Below are 18,915 nucleotides of genomic sequence, written 5' to 3'. Positions count from 1 at the left end.
TTTCCGAAATTTGTTGCGAGAACGACACACTTTTGCGAGGCCTTACGCCGACGCGCTCGGCCGGGCCCGGATTGCCTCCTGCCACTCGCGCAGCGCGGACATGTCCGCTTCCGGACGGATTTTCACCCAGGCGGCGAACTCGACGAAGATGAAGGCGGTAATGTCGGCATTGGAGAAGGCGTCACCAGCGAGCCAGGGCACGTCCTGCAATCGAGTATCGAGTACGGACATGAAGACGGCCATCCGCTTCCGGCCGCGTTCAGCGAGTGCCGGGATCTGCTCATAGCCTTCCGGACCCGGCAGGGCGCGGCCCTTGAGCGCCGGGCTGGAATTCCTGAGGGCGTCGGCGGCGGCCATGAGCCCTTCCATCTCGGCGCGCGCATTCCATTCCGCCACAAGCGCCTTTTCCACCGGCGTGCGCCCCATCAGCGGCGGTTCGGCGCAGACCTCTTCAAGATATCGCGCGATCGAGGCGGTATCGCCCAGCACCGTGCCGTCCGGCAGTTTGAGCGCCGGGACGGTGCAGCGCGGATTGAGTTTCCGGTATGGCGGCTGAAGGTGCTCGCCGGTCCGGAGATCGACCTGGACGGTTTCGAGCTCGATCCCTTTCTCTGCGATGAACATCCGCGACCGGCGCGGACTCGGCGCGGTGGCGCAGTCGTAGAAGACGTGATCGTCGAGCCTCATGCGAAAGCCTCCGGGCGCTCGTCGGCGACGCCAAGCCGCTCCTCGATGGCACGGCCGAGGGCGACGAGATTGCCTTCCTCGAACAGGGGTGCCCAGAGCGTCGAGGCATAGGGCACACGGTATTCGGTCTCGTCCTCGTTGGCGGTGCCGCCGAAGATGGTCCGCGTGCGCTGGTTCACGAAGCCGGAGCGGAAGGCGAGACAGGGATGGCCGGTGAAGTTGGTGATGACCAGCATCGCCCCGGCGAAGTTCGGGCCGATCACCGCATCGACGCCGGAGAACATGTCGTGGGCGGCGGTCATGACCTGGCGGCGCAGCCGGTCGACATTGACCATGTCGACCGCCGAGATGAAGCGCGCCCGGCGCCAGGTGTTCGGCCAGGCCGCGGCGTCCTGCCAGACGAGGCTGTCATCCTGATTGCTCAGCGTCAGCTGTTCGAAGGCGGCGGCGGATTCCGCCTCGACGACGGCGAACAGCGCGTCATAGGGCAGGTCCGGCATCGAGACCTCGACCAGTTCGACGCCGGCATCGCGTGCGGCCTGCAAAGCGGCGCGGTCCGGGTCGGCGGCGTTCTCGAACCATTGCGGGTTGTAGCCAACGCGCATGCCGCGCACGTCGCGCCCGGCATCGCAGTCGAAGCCATGGCCCAGCGAGCCGGACTCTGTGGGATTGTGTCCATTGATCGCGGCGAGGACGAAGGCCGTGTCCTCGGCCGAGCGGCAGAGCGGGCCGACCTTGTCGAGCGACCAGCACAGCGCCATCGCCCCTTCGCGCGGGACGCGGCCGAAAGTGGGCCTGAGGCCGGTCGTGCCGCAGCGGTGCGAGGGCGAGACGATGGAGCCCAGCGTCTCGGTCCCGATTCCGAAGCCGACGAGCGCGGCGGCCGTGGCCGAGGCGGACCCTGCGCTGGAGCCCGAAGAGCCCTCATCGGTGTTGAACGGGTTGCGGGTGATGCCGCCGAACCAGCGGTCGCCATAGGCAATCGCGCCGTTGGTGGTCTTGCCGAGCAGGACCGCCCCCGCCTCGCGCAGGCGCGTCGTCACGACGGCGTCGTGTTCGGCGATGCGGTCGCGCCAGGGCGTCGCGCCCCAGGTGCCGCGCACGCCGGCGACGTCGATAATGTCCTTCATGCCATAGGGAATGCCGTGCAGCGGGCCGCGATAGCGCCCGGCGGCGATCTCGGCGTCGGCGGTATCGGCCTCGCGCCGTGCGATATCGGCGGTGACGGTGACGAAGCATTCCAGGCGCGGACCGTGCTGCGCGATGCGCGCGAGGTAGATGTCGGTCAGGCGGCGGGAGGTGATCTGGCGGGAGCGGATCCACTCGGCCTGTTTCCAGACCGGGGCGAAGGCGATGTCGGTGTCATTACGCGGCAGCGATCCCGCTGCGCGGCCCGAGCCGGTCACCGTGCCGCCCTGTTCGCGGTAGGCGAGACCGGGCAGGCGCGGATCGAAAATCGTGGCGGGCGCCAGCGTGTTCGGCTTGTCGACCTGGCGCAGGCGGACCATGCGGTCGATCCACTGGTCGATCTCCTCGACCAGCATTTCCCGTTCCGCATCGGTGTAGGTGACACCGAAGACGCGTTCGGCGTGGGCGATCGTATCCGGCGTGATCGCGGCGGCCTCGGCGGCCGGCGATTCGGCGCCGAGCGCTCCGGGGACGGATTGCGGCGCATTCTGTTCCTGCGCGCCGGCGCGACCGGCGGCGAGCCCCGCCGCCCCCACAGCCAGCCCCTGCAGCATTCGGCGCCGCGTCGTGTGGCGATCGGACATGTCTCCCCTCCCCGTTCTGGTGCCGTTCAGGCGTGCTGCAGGAGATGAAACATGAATGCTTCCTGTCAATCTTCATCCCGAAATGGTCCGGGATGATCCAGAAATGGACTCACGGACCGCCCCAATTCGCCACATTTGCTTCTTAACCATGACAGGTCGCGAAAGCGGCGGGGCTGACTGACCTTTTGAAAAGCGAGGGGCGAAATGGCTGCAAACATCGAAGATTTCGGGAGCCGGCAATATCTCCGTGAAGGAGAGCCGCAGCAGGAACAGCGTTCGCGTTTTTCCATTTCCCGCGGCACCAGCGCCCAACAGCGCGACTATGATCTGCAGTTCGCGATCGCACGCGCCAACCGCGCCTTCGCCAATCTGAAGCTTTTCCGTACCACGCACGGCTGGGCTTATGACGCCCCGGCGGCGAGCGCCGACCCGGCGAAATCGCCGAAGGGCATCGAGCGCGCGGCGATCTATCCCGAAAGCCACATGCTGCACTTCTCCATCCTCGCGGGCCTGGTCCTGTTCGAAGGTCTGGCGAATGCCTACTTCTTCTCGACGGGTTCCGATCTCGGCCTGCTTGGTGGCTGGCTGCAGGCGATCACGGTGTCCTTCACCAATGTCATCGCCAGCTTCTTCCTGATCGGCTTCCTGTGCCTTCGCCACCTGATGAACCCGAAGAAGCTGTGGTTCTTCGTGCCGGCCGCGATCGGCCTGCCGATTGCCATTGCCTTCATCGTGGTGCTGAACCTTGCCGCGGCGCACTACCGCGACCTGCTCGAACTGAATGCCGCATCGCTGGCGATGGGCGGCGCGGACGTGACGGGCGCGATCCTGGCCCCGCTGCCGCACATGTTCGAAAACCCGTTCGGCCTGCAGACGCTGGAAGCCTATCTCCTGCTCACGCTCGGCCTGACCTTCGCGGCGATCGCCGCCTTCAAGGGCCGCACCTTCGACGACGCCCTGCCGGGCTACGGCGTGGTCCAGCGCAATGCCGAGAAGTCGGCGCGCGAGCTGAACCGCACGCTGAAGAAGGCCGCGTCGGGCCGCCTGGCGGCGCCGGAACAGGTCGCCGAGGCCGAACACCTCCTGATGGAGATGGCCAGCGACCTCAGCGAGCGGGAACGGATCGGCCGCTGACGCGGCCCCTCCGACCGTCTAGGCTGATGCCGCTTCACAGGGGGGACTGCCATGTCGGGGCGTGACGCACTCGGTATCTTCAACCTGATCGTCGTCGCGGGCGTGCTCGCCGGGATCAGCTATCTCGCCATCACGCTGCAGCCGGAAGAATACGACCGCGACACGCTGTGCGTCGTGGGCGTCACCCCGCCCCACCGTGTGGTGATCATCGACAAGACCGACCTCTATTCCATGGAACAGGCCGAGGCGATTGCCGGCGTGATCCTCAATGAGCGCGACCGGCTCGGCGTGAGTGAACGCCTGTCCCTGTTCGAGCTGAACGAGAACGGCAATCTCTCCGACACCAATAATTTTTCGCTGTGCAATCCGGGTAGCGGCGAACAGGTGAACCCGCTCTACCGCAATCCGGAACGCATCCAGGCGCGCTACGAGGCGCTGTTCGCCGGGCCGCTGCAGACCGCGCTGGCCGACCTCGTCACGCCGAAGGACGCGCCGCAAAGCCCGATCCTCGAAGCGCTCGCGGGTCTGACGCACGAGGACAGCTTCGACCGCTCCGTGCCGGGGCGTCACATCGTCCTCGTCTCGGACATGCTGCAGAACTCGGAGATCTTCACCGTCTATGGCCGCGGCCGCGGTTCGATCGAGGACCGCCTGCCCGACCCGGTCGAGGTCGCCCGCGCGCTCGAGGCGCAGCATGGTGACGGGCTGATGGGCGTGACGCTCGAAATCCGCCTCATCCCCCGCGCGGGGTGGGAGGAAGACCAGGCCGGCCCGCTTCGCGACTACTGGGACCTTGTCTTCCGCCAGCTCGGCGTCCGGGCCTACTGGAGCGAGCTGCCGGGGGGGAGTGGGGCGGTGGGTTAGTCATTTCTATCGACACCCACCGAGAGATTCGACTTGATATCAGGGCAGTCCTGAACCCTATTTTCGAGCAGGGAATAGGGGAGCAGGAATATGCGTTATTATATCGTGTCCTTTGGTGGCAGCTCGAGTCCGATCAGCGTTCTGTTTGGTTTGATCTTGGCAGCATTTTTGTGGGGAACGACCGGGATCATGACGCTGGGCCTCGGCTCTCGAAGCATCGGACTCGATACAGTTTTTGCCGATCTGCTCCCCGACAGTGAAATCCTGTATGTGTCCGCCGGGCCCCCTGAGATCATTTTTGGGATGTGGCAGCAATTTTTCGCCGAGGCGCACCCAGTTTCCTTGGGTATGCTCTTGGGATTCCTTATTGCCGTTGCAATTCTTGTCATCGTCGTGCCTCGATTATTTTCTTGGATCTTCGGTCTCGTCCCTCCGCTTGCGTTCTGGCTGACCATGGGTGGCGGCTGGCTGACCGTGGGTGCCAGCGATCAACCGGTCGCTCTGCTCGTGGGCACGGTGATTTTCGCTTGGCTCGGTCTAGCGTCGGTCAACGCCTTAAAGGACTATATTTCGCTTTAGGCTGAAGCCACCCTAAAAACTCCACACCACGCGGCCGATGACCGCGTCGTCGCCGTCGCCGGCGAGACTCTCGCGGTATTCCAGCTCGAAATCGACACGCTGGCGCGGGGCGGTGTAGCGGTCCTCGTCGAACCAGTAGCTGAGGGACACGCCCGGCCCGGCCTCGAACCGCTCGCGCGTGGTGAAGCTGTCATCGGTCGTCTGCGCCACCGCGACGACATAGGGCGTGACCGCCCAGCGGTCGGCGACGCGGAAGCGGCGGCCCTGGCGCACCGAGGCATAGGCGGAGAGGAATTGCGGGTCGTCGGGGATGTAGCTGACATCGGCGTAGAGCGCGGTGTAGTTCCAGTTGTCCCGCACCGGGTTCCAGTCATAGCCGTCCGTCCAGCCGTATGAGGCGCGCAAGAGCCAGGCATCGCGGGCGAGATCGCCGCCAGCGATCAGGCGTTCGGCGCTGAGATTGAAGTCGTGATCGCGGAAGGGCCGCCAGCGCGCGCCGGCGCCGAATTGCAGCGTGTCCTCGTTGAGATCGAAGTCGCCGGGCTGGGTCGAGACATAACCCCGCCCGTAAATCGTGACGCCGCCGCCGACATCGCGCAGCGCGTCCGGCCGCCAGCCGGCCTCCGCGCCGACCTGCGTTTCCGACGCGCCCTGCTGCAGCGGGTTCGGGATGGCGGCTTCGGAGCGGTAGCCGGCAAAGGCATAGCCATAGGTCGAGCGCTCGAGTTGCTCGATCTCGCGGCGCAGGCGGTAGCGGTGAAGTTCGGCCTCCTCGCCCTCGCCCGCCACGCCATTGTCGAGCGCCGCGCGGAAGGCCCCTGCAGCGCCCTGGCGATCGCCCGCGGCGATCAGCGCATAGCCGAGATCCTCGCGCACCTCGTTGCGGCTCGGGTCGAGCCGCAGGGCGCGGCGGAAGAGCTCCGCGGCGCGGGCATCCTGCCCGCCCCGGCGCGCGGCATAGGCGGCGGAGAGCACGATGGTGACATTGTCCGGATCGCCGGCCAGCGCGGCATCGAAGGCGCGGCGCGCCTCGACCGGGCGGTCCAGCCGGTCATAGAGCAGGCCCAGCTCATACTGGCGGTAGGGCGCATCCTCGACCGCGACGGCACGCTCGTAATAGGCCGCCGCCGCGTCGGGCTGGGCATCGGCCATGGAGCGGGCCTTTTCCTCGTAGAACAGGGCGAGCGAAGGGCCGTGAAGTTCACCCGGGTCGATCGCGTTGAGGCGGGCCATCGCCTGCCCCGGACGGTTATCCATTCGCGCGGCGCGGGCGGCCATCAACCGGTCGGAGGCGAGGCTGGAGAGGCGCGAGGCCGCTTCCCAGCCAATGAGGGACCGGGTCGCCTGCCCGGCGGCTTCAGCCTGGTAGCCGAGCCCGCGCAGCGCATTGAGCGCCTGCGCCTCGGGCAACTGGTCGCGGTAGGTCACCGCCTGCCAGTAGGCATCGGCGGCGCGTTCGGGCTGGCCATCTCGCACGGCGCATTCCGCCGCGACCATCCAGTCAATCGCCTGATGGCTCGACGCGGCCACCGCCTCGATCAGCGGTAGCGCTTCGGCGCACTGGTTCGAATTGGCCAGTTCCACGGCGCGGATGCGCAGGGCTTCCAGCTCCGCCGGGTCAAGCTCCGCCCCGGCTGGCCAGGCGGCGAGGCCGAAGATCAGCGCGGAGGTGGCCAGAAGCAGGCGGCGATGACGGCGGGTTTTCGGCGTCTTGGACATCACGCGTTCTCCAGGATTTCCGGCTGCTTCGCCGCCACTTCGGCGAGATCGGCATCCTTAAGATAGCCGAGACGTGTGGCGACATGAACAAAGCCGAAGGGTGTTTTCGGTTGGGCGGCGTCGAGCGCGGCGATATCGACCGGGCGGACGATGCGGTTTGCCCGCAGATGGTCGCCGAGGCGTTCGCCGGTCGTGTAGATTCGGTCGAGTGCCGCCATCAGCTGGTCGTGGCTGAGCGCGCCGCGCCGGACGAGGAGATCGCCCGCGCGCGTCCACTGGCGGCGGATGTGCTTCCACACATTGGCGCTTTCCTCGCCCGCCAGCATGGTCATCTGCGTCAGCACGCGGTCGGCACGCAGATCGGTGTCGAGCTCGGCGCGGTTCCAGCCGAAGCGGATGCCGAAGGCGACGTCGCTCAGCGGCGCGAAGGCCAGCTTCACCGGCTTGCCGGCGGCCTTTTCCAGCATGGCGCGCTGGTCCTCGGTGATCGGCTCGGCGATGGCGACATGAATGGAGCCATTCTCGCGGCCATAGGGATAGGCCGTCAGCCGCGCGGCGAGCGCCTGCGGGATGCGCTTGAGGAGCGCCGGCTCGGTCTTCAGCGGGTCGAGATCGATGCGCGGCAGGCCGGTCAGGTCGGAGAAGGCGGTCGCCAACTCGTCCTCGGTGACGAGGGCATTGTCGAGCAGGGCGAGGCCCAGCGGGCGATACTGGCGGCGCTGCTCGGCCACGACGGCTTCCAGTTCCGCATCACCGACCATGCCCCAGGAGAGGAGGATGTCGCCCAGGCGGCGGGCCTTGGCAGCATTCGCCGCGCCGGCGGCCTGAAGCTCCTCCATCGAGGGATAGGCGTGGGCGGTCTTGTCCCAGGTCAGGCGCGTGCCGGACATCAGGTGCCAGGCCCAGCGGCGGCCGGCCCGCCAGCACGCCATGAAGCCGATATAGTTGGCGATCACCATCCGGACGGGCGCGAGGATGGCGTATTTCACGCCGTGCGCCGCGCCGGTGAAGATGACCCGGTGCAGGACGCGGTTCACCAGGAAGATGAAGTTGATCTGGACGATGGTCCACAGCCAGGAATTCGGGTCGATCAGCGGCGGCAGTCCGCCCGTGGACGGCACCAGCGAGACCAGCGCGGCATACATCACCCACTGGAAAACGATGGCATAGGCCAGCATGCCGGTCGGCGCGGTCCAGATCGCCTTGCGGTCGCGGTAGAGGAAATAGCGGTGGGCGGCGGGACCAACCCAGCCGAGTTGCTTCCAGCCCATGAAGGAGATGCCGAGCATCCAGCGCGACTTCTGGCGGATCGAGAACTTGGCCTTGTCGGGGAAGAATTCCCGCGTACAGACAAGCTGGCGCTTGTAGGTCGTGACCATGCCGGGGCGAAGGCGCGCCTTGCGCTCGGCGACCGCCGTCCTGGCGCGGTAGCGCACGAATTCGGACTTGAAGCCGGCCTCGTAGAGGCGCTGGCCGATGTCATAGTCCTCGGTCAGCGAGTCCGTGTTGAAGGGCTGGTTGTCGCGCTCGTCGCACAGAAGCTGGATCGCACGGCGCGAGAAGGCGCTCGCCACGCCCGCGGACGGCACCTGGCCGGTCATGCTGGCGCGCACGGGCAGGTCCTTGGTGTGCCATTCGGCGAACTCGTCCATGTAGTGGCAGGCCACCAGCGCGGTCCATTTGCGCGGCATGGACAGGACCGGCAGCTGCAGCATGTCGGCGCGGTCGAGATAGGCGTTGACCAGTTTGAAGGAGAGCGGATGGATCACGTCCTCGCTGTCCTGCATCAGGATGGCGTCGTATTTCTGGCCGCGCTCTTCCTCGACCTTGGTGATGTTGGCGATCACCCAGTTGAGGCAGTCCGCCTTCGACGTCGGGCCGGCATGACCGACGCTGGCGCGGATCACCTGGGGATATTGACGCGCGACGCGGTCGACCTCCGCGATCGTGTCCGGATCATTGGGATAGGTGCCGACGAAGATGTCGTATTGCGCATAGTCCATCGTCTTTAGCGTGTGGACGAGCATGCGCGCGATGACGTCGCTTTCCTGCCAGGCGGGCACCATCACGGCGAAACGCTTCTGCGGCAGGGCGTGCAGCTTCTTCAGGCTGGGCACCTTGCGGAAGGGGCGCGTGATCAGGCGCTGGGCACGGTAGATCCAGTAGTAGAGGTCGATGAAGGCGTCATCGATCGAGGACAGGAAGATCGCGATAGCGGAATAGGCCGTCAGGCCCGACAGGATGGCCCAGTACAGGCGCACGGCCGCCCCCGCATCGTTGCGGAAATCGTCGGAGCCAAGCCAGTCGCCAAGCTGACCGAGTTCAGCGAGGACGGGGGCCGCCGCGGATATGAGCTGGGCGGTCATGGCGCGGCCTCATGCACGCGCCGACGCCGCAGCGCCAACGGGGTTGATCGCACCCGCTGCGTTTGCCGGCTCGGCCAGCGTCACACGGCAGAATTTCGCGATTTCGCGGACGATGCGCTCGGACGATTTCCCGTCACCGAACGGGTTGCCGGACCGCATCATGGCGCGGCGGCGCGTCTCGTCACCCAGCAGGCGCGAGGCTTCCCGGACAATGGTCTCGCGGTCGGTGCCGACGAGTTTCGCGGTTCCGGCCTTCACGGCTTCCATACGTTCGGTCCTTTCACGAAGAACGAGGACGGGAATCCGAAAGCTGGGCGCTTCTTCCTGAACGCCGCCCGAGTCCGACAGGACCAGGGTGCAGTTCTTCAGAACCGCGATGAAATCGGGATAGGCGAGCGGTTCGATCACCTCGATCCGGTCCTCGCCCGCCAGCTCGGCGGCCACGGTGTCACGCACGCGCGGATTGAGATGGGCCGGCAGGATGAAGCGGATATCGTTATAGGCGCTGCGCAGGGCGCGGATCGCCGAGCAGATGTTCGACACGCCCTCGCCCCAGTTCTCGCGGCGGTGCGTCGTCACCAGGACCAGGCGTTCTCCGGGCTTCGCGCGGCTCAGAACCTCGGGAACCCGGTCCTGCTTGGCGATCTCCAGTACGGCGTCGATCACCGTATTGCCGGTAACGAAAACCTTGCCGCGGGCAATGCCCTCATTGCGCAGATTCTTCGCCGCGTCGCGCGTCGGCGCGAAGTTGAGATCCGCGATCGGCGTGATCAGGCGGCGGAAGCCTTCCTCGGGGAAGGGATTGGCGAAGTCTCCGCTTCTGAGACCGGCCTCGACATGGGCCACGGGAATGCGGTTCAGGTGCGCAGCCGCGGCGCCGGAGAAGGCCGACGCGGTATCGCCCTGCACTACAACCATGTCGGGTTTCGCGTCGGCGAGCGCGGCCCCCAGTTCACTGACCAGTGCGCCGGTCAGGCTGGTCAGGCTGGACCCGTCCCAGTCGAGCGCCAGGCGCCGGTCGGGCCGCAGCGTGAACATCTCCATCGCCTGGTCGGCCAGCGTGGTGTGCTGACCGGTGGCGATCCACTCGACGCAGACATTGGGATGGGAGAGCGCGGCGGCGCGAACCGGCGCGAGCTTGATAACTTCCGGGCGGGTGCCCGCGACGAGAACGATCTTCATAACTGCCCCCAGCAGTTGGTCCCTCGGGACCGTTGACGGGGTCAGTTGTCGTCAGCCGATGTGGAGGCAATGACGCCGCGGCATGGCAAATGAAAGATTAATATGGACAAGCCCGCCCCAATCGGGGCGGGCCTGCCTCAAAGCCGCTCGAATCCGGCCTAGTTGGGGCCATCCTGTTCATCTGCCGTTCGGAATTCGACATCGAGCTCCGCGGCGAGGAAGGTCGTGGCGGCCCATACGGCAACATTCTGGGCCAGGGCGTCGGGGTCGACCTTGTCGAGCGTGTCGTCCGGCGTGTGGTGCAGATCGAAATAGTCGGTGCCGTCCTGTTCGAGGCGGAAGGTCGGCACGCCGCCGGCCATCACCATCGGGGTGATGTCGGGACCGCCGCCGCCGCCGTTGCGTTCACCGCGGATGACGCCATAGGGCTCGAGGATCCGCCCGACCGCATCCATCGCCCCGGTGCCCGCCTCGCTGACATTCGACGAGAAGCGCCAGACCCGGCCGGCGCCGAAGTCGGACTCCGACGCGACCACGTGATCGCCGAGGCTGTCGGCATAAAGCTGGGCATAGGCGAAGCCGCCGAGCAGGCCGACTTCCTCTGCCCCGAACATCACGACGCGGATCGTGCGGCGCGGATTTTCCGGCAGTTCGGCGATCAGGCGGGCCGCTGCAACCGTGATCGCGATGCCGGCACCGTCATCGATCGCGCCCGTGCCTTCGTCCCAGCTGTCGAGGTGGCCGCCAATCACGACGATCTCGTCCGGATTCTCGCGACCGACGATCTCGCCGATCACATTGCCGGACGTGGTCATCTCCTGCCAGCCGCCGGAGGTGGCGACATGCATCTCTATCGTCTCGCCCATGCGGTGGGTGCGCTCGATCTGGTCGGCATCCGGCCCCGAGACCGCCACCGCCGGGATCTGCGCCCGCGCGGCCTGTTCGGCAATGTCGGGATAGGTTGCAACAAGGTAGTCCGCAGCCACCTGGGACAGCCCGCCCTGATCGATGGTGCGCTGGTTCGGGCGCGACATCATGCCGGTATGCGGGAAACGGTGGCTGTCCGTGCCGACTGAACGGATCACGAGTGCGACCGCACCGCGCGCCTGCGCCTCGATCCAGCCAAGGCTGCGCTTGCGGTTCGCCGGCCCATAGCCCGACCCGTTCATGGCGCGAACCATACGATCATTGACGTAGGCGATGCGGCCTTCGAGCGACCCGGCCGGCGCAGCCTGAAGCTCCTCGAAGGATTCAAAGAAGACGATCTCCGCCGTTACCCCGCCCTCCGGCGAGGCAGCAGACCCGCCCAGTTCGGTCGCAAAGACGGCCTGCGGGAAGGGGCTGACCAGCGTCGTCTCGATCTCGCCGCGCTCCCAGTAGGGCATCTCGAATTCCTCGATGCGGACATTCTCGAAACCCAGCTCGGTAAGCGTCCGCACACCCCAGTCGCGGGCGCGGGCCTCGGCCTCGCTGCCGCCCAGGCGCGGACCGATCTCGGTCGTCAGGCTTTCGAGGACCTGCCAGGCGAGATCGCTTTCCAGCCCGGCCTCGGCCAGACCGGTCGCCGTTTCGGCAAGATCGGACGGAATCTCGTATCCGTCCTGTGCAAAGGACGGTGCCGCCAGCAAGGCGGCCGCCACGATGGCAGTCATCGGCATGTTCAATCGCATGCTACCCACTCCCCGAATTGAAATCCGCAGCGACGCTAGCCGAGGCCGTGCGGCGGCTCAACGCCGGGGACTGCGCGTATCTGTTCCAAACCGGAATGACGTTTGCGCGGAGCGGCGGGTTCAAGTCGGACCGTGCGAGGTTAGATTGCGCAGTGAACCAGCAGGAGATGCATCATGATCGAGCGCATGATCGAGGGCCGCGAACGCGATATCGGCGGGTTTTCCGTTCGCCGCGTCCTGCCGGCCGCCGGCCGCCGCACCGTCGGCCCCTTCATCTTCTTCGACCAGATCGGACCGGCGACCTTCGCGCCCGGCAAGGGGATTGATGTGCGCCCTCACCCGCATATCGGCCTGGCGACCGTCACCTATCTGATCGAAGGCGAGATGGATCACAATGACAGCCTGGGGTGTTTCCAGACGATCCGCCCCGGCGACGTGAACTGGATGACGGCCGGACGCGGCATCGTCCATTCCGAGCGGACTGGGGCGGAAGCGCGAGAGCGCGGCTTCACGATGAGCGGGATCCAGACCTGGATCGCCCTGCCCGGAGACCTGGAGGAAATCGAACCCTCCTTCCACCATCATCCGGCGGCGAGCCTGCCCGAATGGGATGAAGGCGGGGCGACGCTGCGCCTGATCCTGGGCACGTCGCACGGCCGGGTTTCGCCGGTCGAAGTGTTCTCGCCCACCCTCTACATCCATGCGCGGATGCCGGAAGGCAGCGCCTTCAGCGTGCCTGCCGAACACGAGGACCGGGCGGTCTATGCCGCGACCGGCGACATCACGATTGATGGCGAAGTCTTGCCGGTGGGAAGGATGGCCGTGCTCGAGCCGGGGCATGAACCGGAGATCCGCGCCCTCACCGAGGGGCATGTCTTTGTGTGCGGCGGCGCACCGCTGGCCGGGAAGCGCAGCATTTTCTGGAATCTCGTTTCCAGCCGCCCGGAGCGCATAGAACAAGCCAAACGCGACTGGGCAGCCTCGGCGGAAGCCGGTTTCAGGGACAGCGTGTTCAGACTGCCTCCGGGAGAATCCGAACATATTCCGTTACCTGATGACAGCTAGCCACAACGGACAGACTGGCAGGCGGCTTGCTCTTCCTTTATAGCGGCCCGCACGCGGCGTCCCGGAACGACCCAGACGGGGGTGATTCCGGCGTTCGCTCGGGGTAAGGTGAAGTGGATCGGGTAAGGCGGGCCGGCAACAGGCGCGCGACCTGCTGAGACGGGGGACGACATGTCTTCAGTGGCAACGAACGGCCAAGCGACGGGTCTGGAGCATCTGGGTATCGAAGGTGCCGCCGCAGTTTACCGCAATCTCAACGAGGCCGCGCTCTACGAGGAAGCCGTCAAGCGCGGTGAAGGCGAGATCGCCGAAGGCGGCCCGCTGGTCGTGAAGACCGGCCTGCATACCGGCCGCTCCGCCAACGACAAGTTCACGGTTCGCGACGAGACCACCGAAGACACGGTGTGGTGGGAAAAGAACGCCTCCATGACGCCCGGCCAGTTCGCGGCGCTCTGGGAAGACTTCAAGACCCACATGAAGGGCAAGGAGCTCTTCGTGCAGGACCTGTTCGGCGGCGCCGATCTCGACCATCGCCTGCCGGTGACCATCGTCAACGAACTGGCCTGGCACAATCTCTTCATCCGCCATTTGCTGCGCCGCCCGGAAGCACACGAACTCAATGATTTCGAAGCCCAGTTCACGATCGTGAACCTGCCGAGCTTCAAGGCCGATCCGGCCCGCCATGGCTGCCGCAGCGAGACGATCATCGCGGTCGACTTCAACCGCCGCATGGTGCTGATCGGCGGCACGTCCTATGCTGGCGAGACCAAGAAGTCGGTCTTCACCATCCTGAATTACCTCCTGCCCGCGAAGGGCGTGATGCCGATGCATTGCTCGGTCAACACGACCGAGAACGACAATGCTGCGATCTTCTTCGGCCTGTCGGGCACCGGCAAGACGACGCTGTCGGCCGATGCCAGCCGCACCCTGGTCGGCGACGACGAGCATGGCTGGTCGGAAAACGGCCTCTTCAATTTCGAAGGCGGCTGCTACGCCAAGATGATCCGCCTGTCGGCCGAAGCCGAGCCGGAAATCTTCGCCACCACGAAACAGTGGGGCACGGTGCTGGAAAACGTCGTGATGGACCCGGTCACGCGCAAGCTCGATCTCGATGACGCGACGCTGGCGGAAAACAGCCGCGGGGCCTATCCGATCCACGCCATCCCGAACGCCAGCGCCACCGGGCGCTGCGGTCAGCCGCGCAATCTCGTCATGCTGACCTGCGACGCCTATGGCGTGATGCCGCCGATCGCCAAACTGACGCCGGCGCAGGCGATGTATCACTTCCTGTCGGGCTATACCGCCAAGGTGGCCGGCACGGAAAAGGGCGTGAAGGAACCGACGGCGACCTTCTCGGCCTGTTTCGGCGGCCCCTTCATGCCGCGCCATCCGGCGGAATACGGCGCGTTGCTGCGCGAACTGATCGCCGAGCACGATGTCGATTGCTGGCTGGTCAATACAGGCTGGACATCAGGCGCCTATGGCACCGGTCACCGCATGCCGATCAAGGCGACGCGCACGCTTCTGAACGCGGCCCTCGACGGTTCGTTGAAGAATGCGACCTACCGCGAAGATCCGAATTTCGGCTTCATGGTACCGACCTCGGTTCCCGGCGTCGACGACCAGATCCTGAACCCGCGTTCGACCTGGGCTGATGGCGACGCCTATGACGTCCAGGCCGCCCGCCTTGCAGCGATGTTCATCGAGAATTTCGCCAAGTACGAGGACCATGTCGCGCCTTATGTCATCGCGGCCGCGCCGCGGGTGAACCAGGCCGCCCTGTCTCGCTTCGCCGCGGAATAGGCCTGCCCTCATCGCAAATTGGAAAAGGCGCCCTGCGGGGCGCCTTTTTTTCGCGGCCAGCGCATGCGAAGGTGTCAACCGCCAAGCAACGCGAGCAGCATCCACAGCCCGATCACAACGAACAGGCCGGCGGCGAGATACCGCACGACGTTCAACGGCACTCGGCGAAGTATCCGGTCGCCGAGCAGAACTGCGGGAACATTCGCCAGCATCATGCCGGCCGTGGTGCCGATCGTGACCAGCACGGCGTTCTCGAACCGGGCACCGAGCGCGATCGTCGTCACCTGGGTCTTGTCACCCATCTCGACCAGGAAGAAGGCGACCAGCGTCGCGGTGAAGGCCCCGAAGCGCGATGCCGCCGGCTTGTCGTCGTCTTCGAACCTGTCGGGAATGAGGGTCCAGAGCCCCATCGCGATGAAGGAGAGGGCGACGGCGAGCCGGAACCAGAAACCGTCAAGCCAGTACGCCGCCTGCGATCCGACGAGCGCCGCGAGGAAGTGATTGGCCAGCGTAGCGGCGAGAATGCCCAGAATGATGGCAACCGGCCGGTTGAAGCGCGCCGCCAGGATGATGGCGAGCAGCATCGTCTTGTCGCCGATCTCGGCAAGGGCCACGACGAGAGTGGATGTGAAAAGCGCGTCCATGGAAGCATTCCAGCCGGGCAGACAATGAACCAAAGACATCCCGTCCCCCGCCCGGCATGCGGTGACGCGATGTCCTCGGTCTTGCCTGAACGGAAAATCCATTCCCGACGCGCCACGGCCTGCCGGCCGAGTGTGTTGACGCGAGGGTCCGCCCGCAGGCGGTGGCTACTCCCCAAGTGACGCGGCGTGGGTACCATATCGCACCCTCGTGTCAAACCGGACGCGGCGGCAAAAAGGAAAAGGCCCCGCCTTGCGGCAGGGCCTTCATTTTGGGTGCGGGGACAGGATTTGAACCTGTGACCTTCAGGTTATGAGCCTGACGAGCTACCGGGCTGCTCCACCCCGCGTCAGTGTGAGCAGATCCGGAAAAGAGCCGCAGCCCGGTTCCGTCTCATTTGTCCGTCCTCGCGGGAAACCCGCTGCGGGCGGACGGGGCTGCTCCACCCCGCGTCAGATGCGGCCTTGCCGCGCGCCCCCGTTGATCCGGGGGAGCGGCGTATCTAGAGCATGGGCGCAGAGGATGCAAGGGCGGGTCCGTGTGCGGAACAGCTTGGCGTGCAGTGGCAGGCCGGGCTAAGTCTCCACCCCATGACACAGAGCGCTGAAACCACCCCTTCCGTGTGGGGCGAGCATGCCCCGACAGGCTTCCGGAAATCGCTGATCGAGGCGTCGCGCGGCGGTCTTGGCCTGGCGGTGCGGCCTGTGGCCTGGCTCAATCCCGGTCCGGTCGATATCGAGGTGAACGGGTTTCGCGCCCGCCTGCACCCGCGGGACAATCTCTCCGAGAAACGCGCACTTGCGCGGCCGGACAAGCTGGAACGGCGCGAACTCGACTATCTGATCGAGACGCTGCGCCCCGAGAGCAGCTTCATCGATATCGGGGCGAATTTCGGTCTCTATTCGTTGACGCTGGCGGCTGCGCCCGACGGGCCCGGCCGCATCCTGGCGATCGAGCCGCAGCCGGAAATGCTGAAGCGGCTGCGCTTCAACATTTCAGCATCGGGTTTTGACGACCGGATCGAGGTACGACCCGTCGCAGTGGCGGGACAGGCCGGCATGCTGTCCTTCACCGAAAACACGCACAATCGCGGCGAAAGCGGCCTGATCGGCGAAGGCGGGCTGAGCGTCGAGGCCGTCACCCTCGTGCACCTGCTCGACTCGGCCGGTATCGGCCAAGCCGATGCGATCAAGATCGACGTCGAAGGCGCCGAGCCGGAAATTCTGGAAGCCTTCTTCGCTACGGCACCCAAGACGCGCTGGCCGAAACGCCTCGTCCTTGAACGCCTGCCGCATCTGTCCGGCCGCGATCCGGTCGCGATGGCGGAAGCCGCCGGCTACCGCGTCGTGATGGACACCGGGCGCAACACGGCGCTGGAAGTGTGACCGCGCGGCGCATGTTCGCGACCCTCCGTGCAGCCATGACCGGCTGTCTCTTGGCATGCCTTCTGACGGCGTGTGCCACGCCAATTGCCCGCATGCCGGTCATCACGCCCGAAGCCGGACAGGGCGAGGTCCGGACCCTGCTCGTCGCCAGCGTGCGCATGCCGAGCGAGGAACCCGGCCGGCGATTCACCGATGCCCGCTCTCCGAAGCTGAATTTCGCCGAAACGGGGGTCTGGGTTCCGAACCAGCGCGATCCCGGCGAGATCGACTATCCGGGCCAGCGACTCGACCCGGCACGGGAGTTCGCCCTGACAGGCTATGCTCCGATTGAAAACGTCGATGCCTTCCTCGATCGCTTGAACACACAGCTTGAGAGCTTGCCGCAAGGCGACCGGCATGCCGTGCTGTTCGTACACGGCTTCAACACCCCGTTTTCGAACGGGTTGTATCTCAACGCGCAGATCCTGACCGACTTCCAGTCGGATGCCGTTGGCGTTCACTTCGCCTGGCCGTCCGCGGGGCAGGTCTCGTCCTATCTCTACGACCGGGACAGCGCGCAATTCAGCCGAAGCGGGCTGGCCCGGACCGTGGAGTTGCTCGCCCGCAGCGAAGCTGACTCGATCACCCTGATCGCTCACTCCATGGGCGCGCTCCTGGCCATGGAAGCGCTGCGCGAACTGAGTCTTCACGGCGAGACCGGAGTGATCGAACGTCTCGACGCGGTCATTCTCGCCTCGCCCGACATCGACAGCGATGTGTTCCGGGACCAAGTCGGCTCGCTGGCCGCGATGCCCGAGCACCTGGTCGTCATCGTTTCACATCGTGATCGCCTGCTGGCGCTTTCAAGCCTGCTGCGCGGCGAGCGCGCCCCGCGCGTGGGCCTTGGCAATCACGCTGAGGAATTGACCGCATTGGGCGTGACGATCATCGACCTGACACGTTTCGGCGACGGCGGTGGGTTCAACCACACCACCTTCGCCAGTTCCCCGACTTTGATGAACATGGTCACCAGCGGCGCGCTGGAAGCCGCCCTGATGGGGCGTTCGACACGCGAAAACGGGGGGCCGGCCGATACGATCTTCTCTCTGGCCGCCAGCATCGTGTCGCTTCCCGTGCGGGCGCTCGTACGGAAGTGAAGCGCGGCTAGTCGCGCGACAGGTCGTACACGCGGCGCATGGCATATTCCCCGTCCGCGCCTCGCACCTCGACCCGGAAGACGACGTGGTCGTCGTCCAGCGTGGTCCAGCCGATGCGCGCCGGTGCATTGGGCAGGTCGCCGGCCGCATTGCGAATGAAGGGCGTGGTTTCGTCGGCGATGGCCGCGCCCGGCAGGGCGCCGAACCATGCGCCCTCCTCAGCCACACCGCCGGCATAGTAGCGATGCCCCTCGCCCGGCTGGTTGTTGAGATAGAGCGCGTACCAGCGCTGAAAGATCGGGGCGTAGCTCCAGAAGGTGAAGCTGCGATAGCCACTCTCGGGGCGTTCGAACACCACGAGCACCGCGCAGCCATCAAGCATTCGCGTGCCGGTCAGGCGTGCGGGCTCGGACGTTCCGTCAGGAGACAGGGCTGTGCCGGACCACACGCCTTCCAGCCGGTCCAGCGCGCCGTGCGGCGGCTCGGTGCAGAGCAGATCCTCGTCCTGACCCGGAAAGGCCGCCGACGTCGCGGGCAGATCCGGTTGCGGGCCGGCGCGGTCGAAATCGACGACCATCCAGGTCGTCCAGCTGTCACCATTGTCGGTCGTGTTGGCCCCGTCCCACCGGAAGCGGTCCCCGGTAATGTCGGAAAACTGATAGCGGCGGATCGTCGGTCGTCCGGCATCGGATGTCTGCTGAAGCGCCGAGGAATAGACCATGATCCGCCCGTGATCGGCGTGGCCTGTCAACTGATCGAGGAAGGCGACGCCGTCGAATTGCGGGTTCGGCCAGTGCTGGGCCATCACCCATCGTTCGCGGGCCTCGTCATAATAGCGGATCGAAAAGCCCCGGCCTCGTGCCTCGCCGGACGGCTGCTCCATCGGCTGGGCCAGCTCGATGATCGCCTTG

The 18,915-nt window shown here is 66.0% G+C and carries 15 protein-coding genes and 1 tRNA gene (1 of these 16 cut by a window edge); 7 read left to right on the top strand and 9 right to left on the bottom strand.

Going from position 1 to position 18,915, the window contains the following annotated elements:
- Positions 1-42: 42 nt before the first annotated feature.
- Both ACFOOR_RS13965 and ACFOOR_RS13960 read right to left on the bottom strand, forming a co-directional pair.
- Entirely contained in the window at positions 43-687 is a 645-nt protein-coding gene (locus tag ACFOOR_RS13965) for a glutathione S-transferase family protein (protein ID WP_343163198.1), read from the bottom strand.
- Entirely contained in the window at positions 684-2,459 is a 1,776-nt protein-coding gene (locus ACFOOR_RS13960) for an amidase (protein WP_343163197.1), read from the bottom strand. The genes ACFOOR_RS13965 and ACFOOR_RS13960 overlap by 4 nt, the downstream gene beginning before the upstream one ends.
- Before the next feature lie 204 nt (positions 2,460-2,663).
- On the opposite strand from ACFOOR_RS13960, the gene ACFOOR_RS13955 reads away from it, so the two are divergent.
- From ACFOOR_RS13955 to ACFOOR_RS13945, 3 genes are all read left to right on the top strand, one after another.
- The gene (locus ACFOOR_RS13955) at positions 2,664-3,593 is read left to right on the top strand and encodes a hypothetical protein (RefSeq protein WP_343163196.1); all 930 of its coding nucleotides are present in this window, start codon (positions 2,664-2,666) and stop codon (positions 3,591-3,593) included.
- A 51-nt stretch (positions 3,594-3,644) separates the two neighbouring features.
- A complete protein-coding gene (locus ACFOOR_RS13950; RefSeq protein ID WP_343163195.1) occupies positions 3,645-4,457 on the top strand; it encodes a hypothetical protein in 813 nt (270 codons plus the stop codon).
- Between the two features lie 90 nt (positions 4,458-4,547).
- Positions 4,548-5,036: a hypothetical protein gene (locus ACFOOR_RS13945; RefSeq protein WP_343163194.1), complete on the top strand. Its 489-nt coding sequence runs from the start codon at positions 4,548-4,550 to the stop codon at positions 5,034-5,036.
- A 12-nt stretch (positions 5,037-5,048) separates the two neighbouring features.
- Here ACFOOR_RS13945 and ACFOOR_RS13940 read toward each other — a convergent pair whose 3' ends face one another.
- The 4 genes from ACFOOR_RS13940 to ACFOOR_RS13925 all read right to left on the bottom strand — a co-directional run bounded on the left by ACFOOR_RS13940 (position 5,049) and on the right by ACFOOR_RS13925 (position 11,973).
- Entirely contained in the window at positions 5,049-6,755 is a 1,707-nt protein-coding gene (locus tag ACFOOR_RS13940) for an NfrA family protein (RefSeq protein WP_343163193.1), read from the bottom strand.
- Entirely contained in the window at positions 6,755-9,121 is a 2,367-nt protein-coding gene (locus ACFOOR_RS13935) for a glycosyl transferase family protein (RefSeq protein ID WP_343163192.1), read from the bottom strand. Before ACFOOR_RS13935 ends, ACFOOR_RS13940 begins: the two co-directional genes overlap by 1 nt.
- A 9-nt stretch (positions 9,122-9,130) precedes the next feature.
- On the bottom strand, positions 9,131-10,303 hold the full coding sequence (gene wecB, locus ACFOOR_RS13930) for a non-hydrolyzing UDP-N-acetylglucosamine 2-epimerase (RefSeq protein ID WP_343163191.1): 1,173 nt from the start codon (positions 10,301-10,303) through the stop codon (positions 9,131-9,133).
- 158 nt (positions 10,304-10,461) lie between these two features.
- Positions 10,462-11,973 carry a M28 family peptidase gene (locus tag ACFOOR_RS13925; protein WP_343163189.1) on the bottom strand — a complete coding sequence of 504 codons (1,512 nt, stop codon included), beginning with the start codon at positions 11,971-11,973 and terminating at the stop codon, positions 10,462-10,464.
- Positions 11,974-12,147: 174 nt separating this feature from the next.
- Between ACFOOR_RS13925 and ACFOOR_RS13920 the strand changes: the two genes are divergently transcribed.
- On the top strand, positions 12,148-13,038 hold the full coding sequence (locus ACFOOR_RS13920) for a pirin family protein (protein ID WP_343163187.1): 891 nt from the start codon (positions 12,148-12,150) through the stop codon (positions 13,036-13,038).
- A gap of 171 nt (positions 13,039-13,209) precedes the next feature.
- A complete protein-coding gene (locus ACFOOR_RS13915) occupies positions 13,210-14,841 on the top strand; it encodes a phosphoenolpyruvate carboxykinase (RefSeq protein ID WP_343163186.1) in 1,632 nt (543 codons plus the stop codon).
- 74 nt (positions 14,842-14,915) lie between these two features.
- Here ACFOOR_RS13915 and ACFOOR_RS13910 read toward each other — a convergent pair whose 3' ends face one another.
- Both ACFOOR_RS13910 and ACFOOR_RS13905 read right to left on the bottom strand, forming a co-directional pair.
- Complete coding sequence (locus ACFOOR_RS13910; protein ID WP_343163185.1) at positions 14,916-15,485, bottom strand: TMEM165/GDT1 family protein; 570 nt, start codon at positions 15,483-15,485, stop codon at positions 14,916-14,918.
- 270 nt (positions 15,486-15,755) lie between these two features.
- Positions 15,756-15,832: transfer RNA gene (locus ACFOOR_RS13905), tRNA-Met, on the bottom strand.
- Positions 15,833-16,073: 241 nt separating this feature from the next.
- On the opposite strand from ACFOOR_RS13905, the gene ACFOOR_RS13900 reads away from it, so the two are divergent.
- Both ACFOOR_RS13900 and ACFOOR_RS13895 read left to right on the top strand, forming a co-directional pair.
- On the top strand, positions 16,074-16,868 hold the full coding sequence (locus ACFOOR_RS13900) for an FkbM family methyltransferase (RefSeq protein WP_343163184.1): 795 nt from the start codon (positions 16,074-16,076) through the stop codon (positions 16,866-16,868).
- A gap of 11 nt (positions 16,869-16,879) precedes the next feature.
- On the top strand, positions 16,880-18,004 hold the full coding sequence (locus ACFOOR_RS13895; protein WP_343163183.1) for an alpha/beta hydrolase: 1,125 nt from the start codon (positions 16,880-16,882) through the stop codon (positions 18,002-18,004).
- A gap of 7 nt (positions 18,005-18,011) precedes the next feature.
- Here the strand turns inward: ACFOOR_RS13895 and ACFOOR_RS13890 are convergent, their stop codons facing one another.
- Positions 18,012-18,915: the 3' portion of a hypothetical protein gene (locus tag ACFOOR_RS13890; protein ID WP_343163182.1), read on the bottom strand. It continues 245 nt past the right edge of the window; 904 of the gene's 1,149 nt are visible here — the last part of the coding sequence; its start codon lies off the right edge, out of view; its stop codon occupies positions 18,012-18,014.

Source organism: Hyphobacterium vulgare (assembly GCF_042643335.1).
GTDB classification, from domain to species: Bacteria; Pseudomonadota; Alphaproteobacteria; order Caulobacterales; family Maricaulaceae; genus Hyphobacterium; species Hyphobacterium vulgare.
The sequence above is the reverse complement of the archived record's forward strand: the minus strand, read 5'-3'. Positions and strand labels throughout refer to the sequence as shown.

What these genes read in the sequence shown, in the direction of transcription:
- ACFOOR_RS13965 (WP_343163198.1), bottom strand. Translation starts at nt 687, where the DNA reads ATGAGGCTCGACGATCACGTCTTCTACGACTGCGCCACCGCGCCGAGT.
- ACFOOR_RS13960 (WP_343163197.1), bottom strand. Translation starts at nt 2,459, where the DNA reads ATGTCCGATCGCCACACGACGCGGCGCCGAATGCTGCAGGGGCTGGCT.
- ACFOOR_RS13955 (WP_343163196.1), top strand. Translation starts at nt 2,664, where the DNA reads ATGGCTGCAAACATCGAAGATTTCGGGAGCCGGCAATATCTCCGTGAA.
- ACFOOR_RS13950 (WP_343163195.1), top strand. Translation starts at nt 3,645, where the DNA reads ATGTCGGGGCGTGACGCACTCGGTATCTTCAACCTGATCGTCGTCGCG.
- ACFOOR_RS13945 (WP_343163194.1), top strand. Translation starts at nt 4,548, where the DNA reads ATGCGTTATTATATCGTGTCCTTTGGTGGCAGCTCGAGTCCGATCAGC.
- ACFOOR_RS13940 (WP_343163193.1), bottom strand. Translation starts at nt 6,755, where the DNA reads ATGTCCAAGACGCCGAAAACCCGCCGTCATCGCCGCCTGCTTCTGGCC.
- ACFOOR_RS13935 (WP_343163192.1), bottom strand. Translation starts at nt 9,121, where the DNA reads ATGACCGCCCAGCTCATATCCGCGGCGGCCCCCGTCCTCGCTGAACTC.
- wecB (WP_343163191.1), bottom strand. Translation starts at nt 10,303, where the DNA reads ATGAAGATCGTTCTCGTCGCGGGCACCCGCCCGGAAGTTATCAAGCTC.
- ACFOOR_RS13925 (WP_343163189.1), bottom strand. Translation starts at nt 11,973, where the DNA reads ATGCGATTGAACATGCCGATGACTGCCATCGTGGCGGCCGCCTTGCTG.
- ACFOOR_RS13920 (WP_343163187.1), top strand. Translation starts at nt 12,148, where the DNA reads ATGATCGAGCGCATGATCGAGGGCCGCGAACGCGATATCGGCGGGTTT.
- ACFOOR_RS13915 (WP_343163186.1), top strand. Translation starts at nt 13,210, where the DNA reads ATGTCTTCAGTGGCAACGAACGGCCAAGCGACGGGTCTGGAGCATCTG.
- ACFOOR_RS13910 (WP_343163185.1), bottom strand. Translation starts at nt 15,485, where the DNA reads ATGGACGCGCTTTTCACATCCACTCTCGTCGTGGCCCTTGCCGAGATC.
- ACFOOR_RS13900 (WP_343163184.1), top strand. Translation starts at nt 16,074, where the DNA reads ATGACACAGAGCGCTGAAACCACCCCTTCCGTGTGGGGCGAGCATGCC.
- ACFOOR_RS13895 (WP_343163183.1), top strand. Translation starts at nt 16,880, where the DNA reads ATGTTCGCGACCCTCCGTGCAGCCATGACCGGCTGTCTCTTGGCATGC.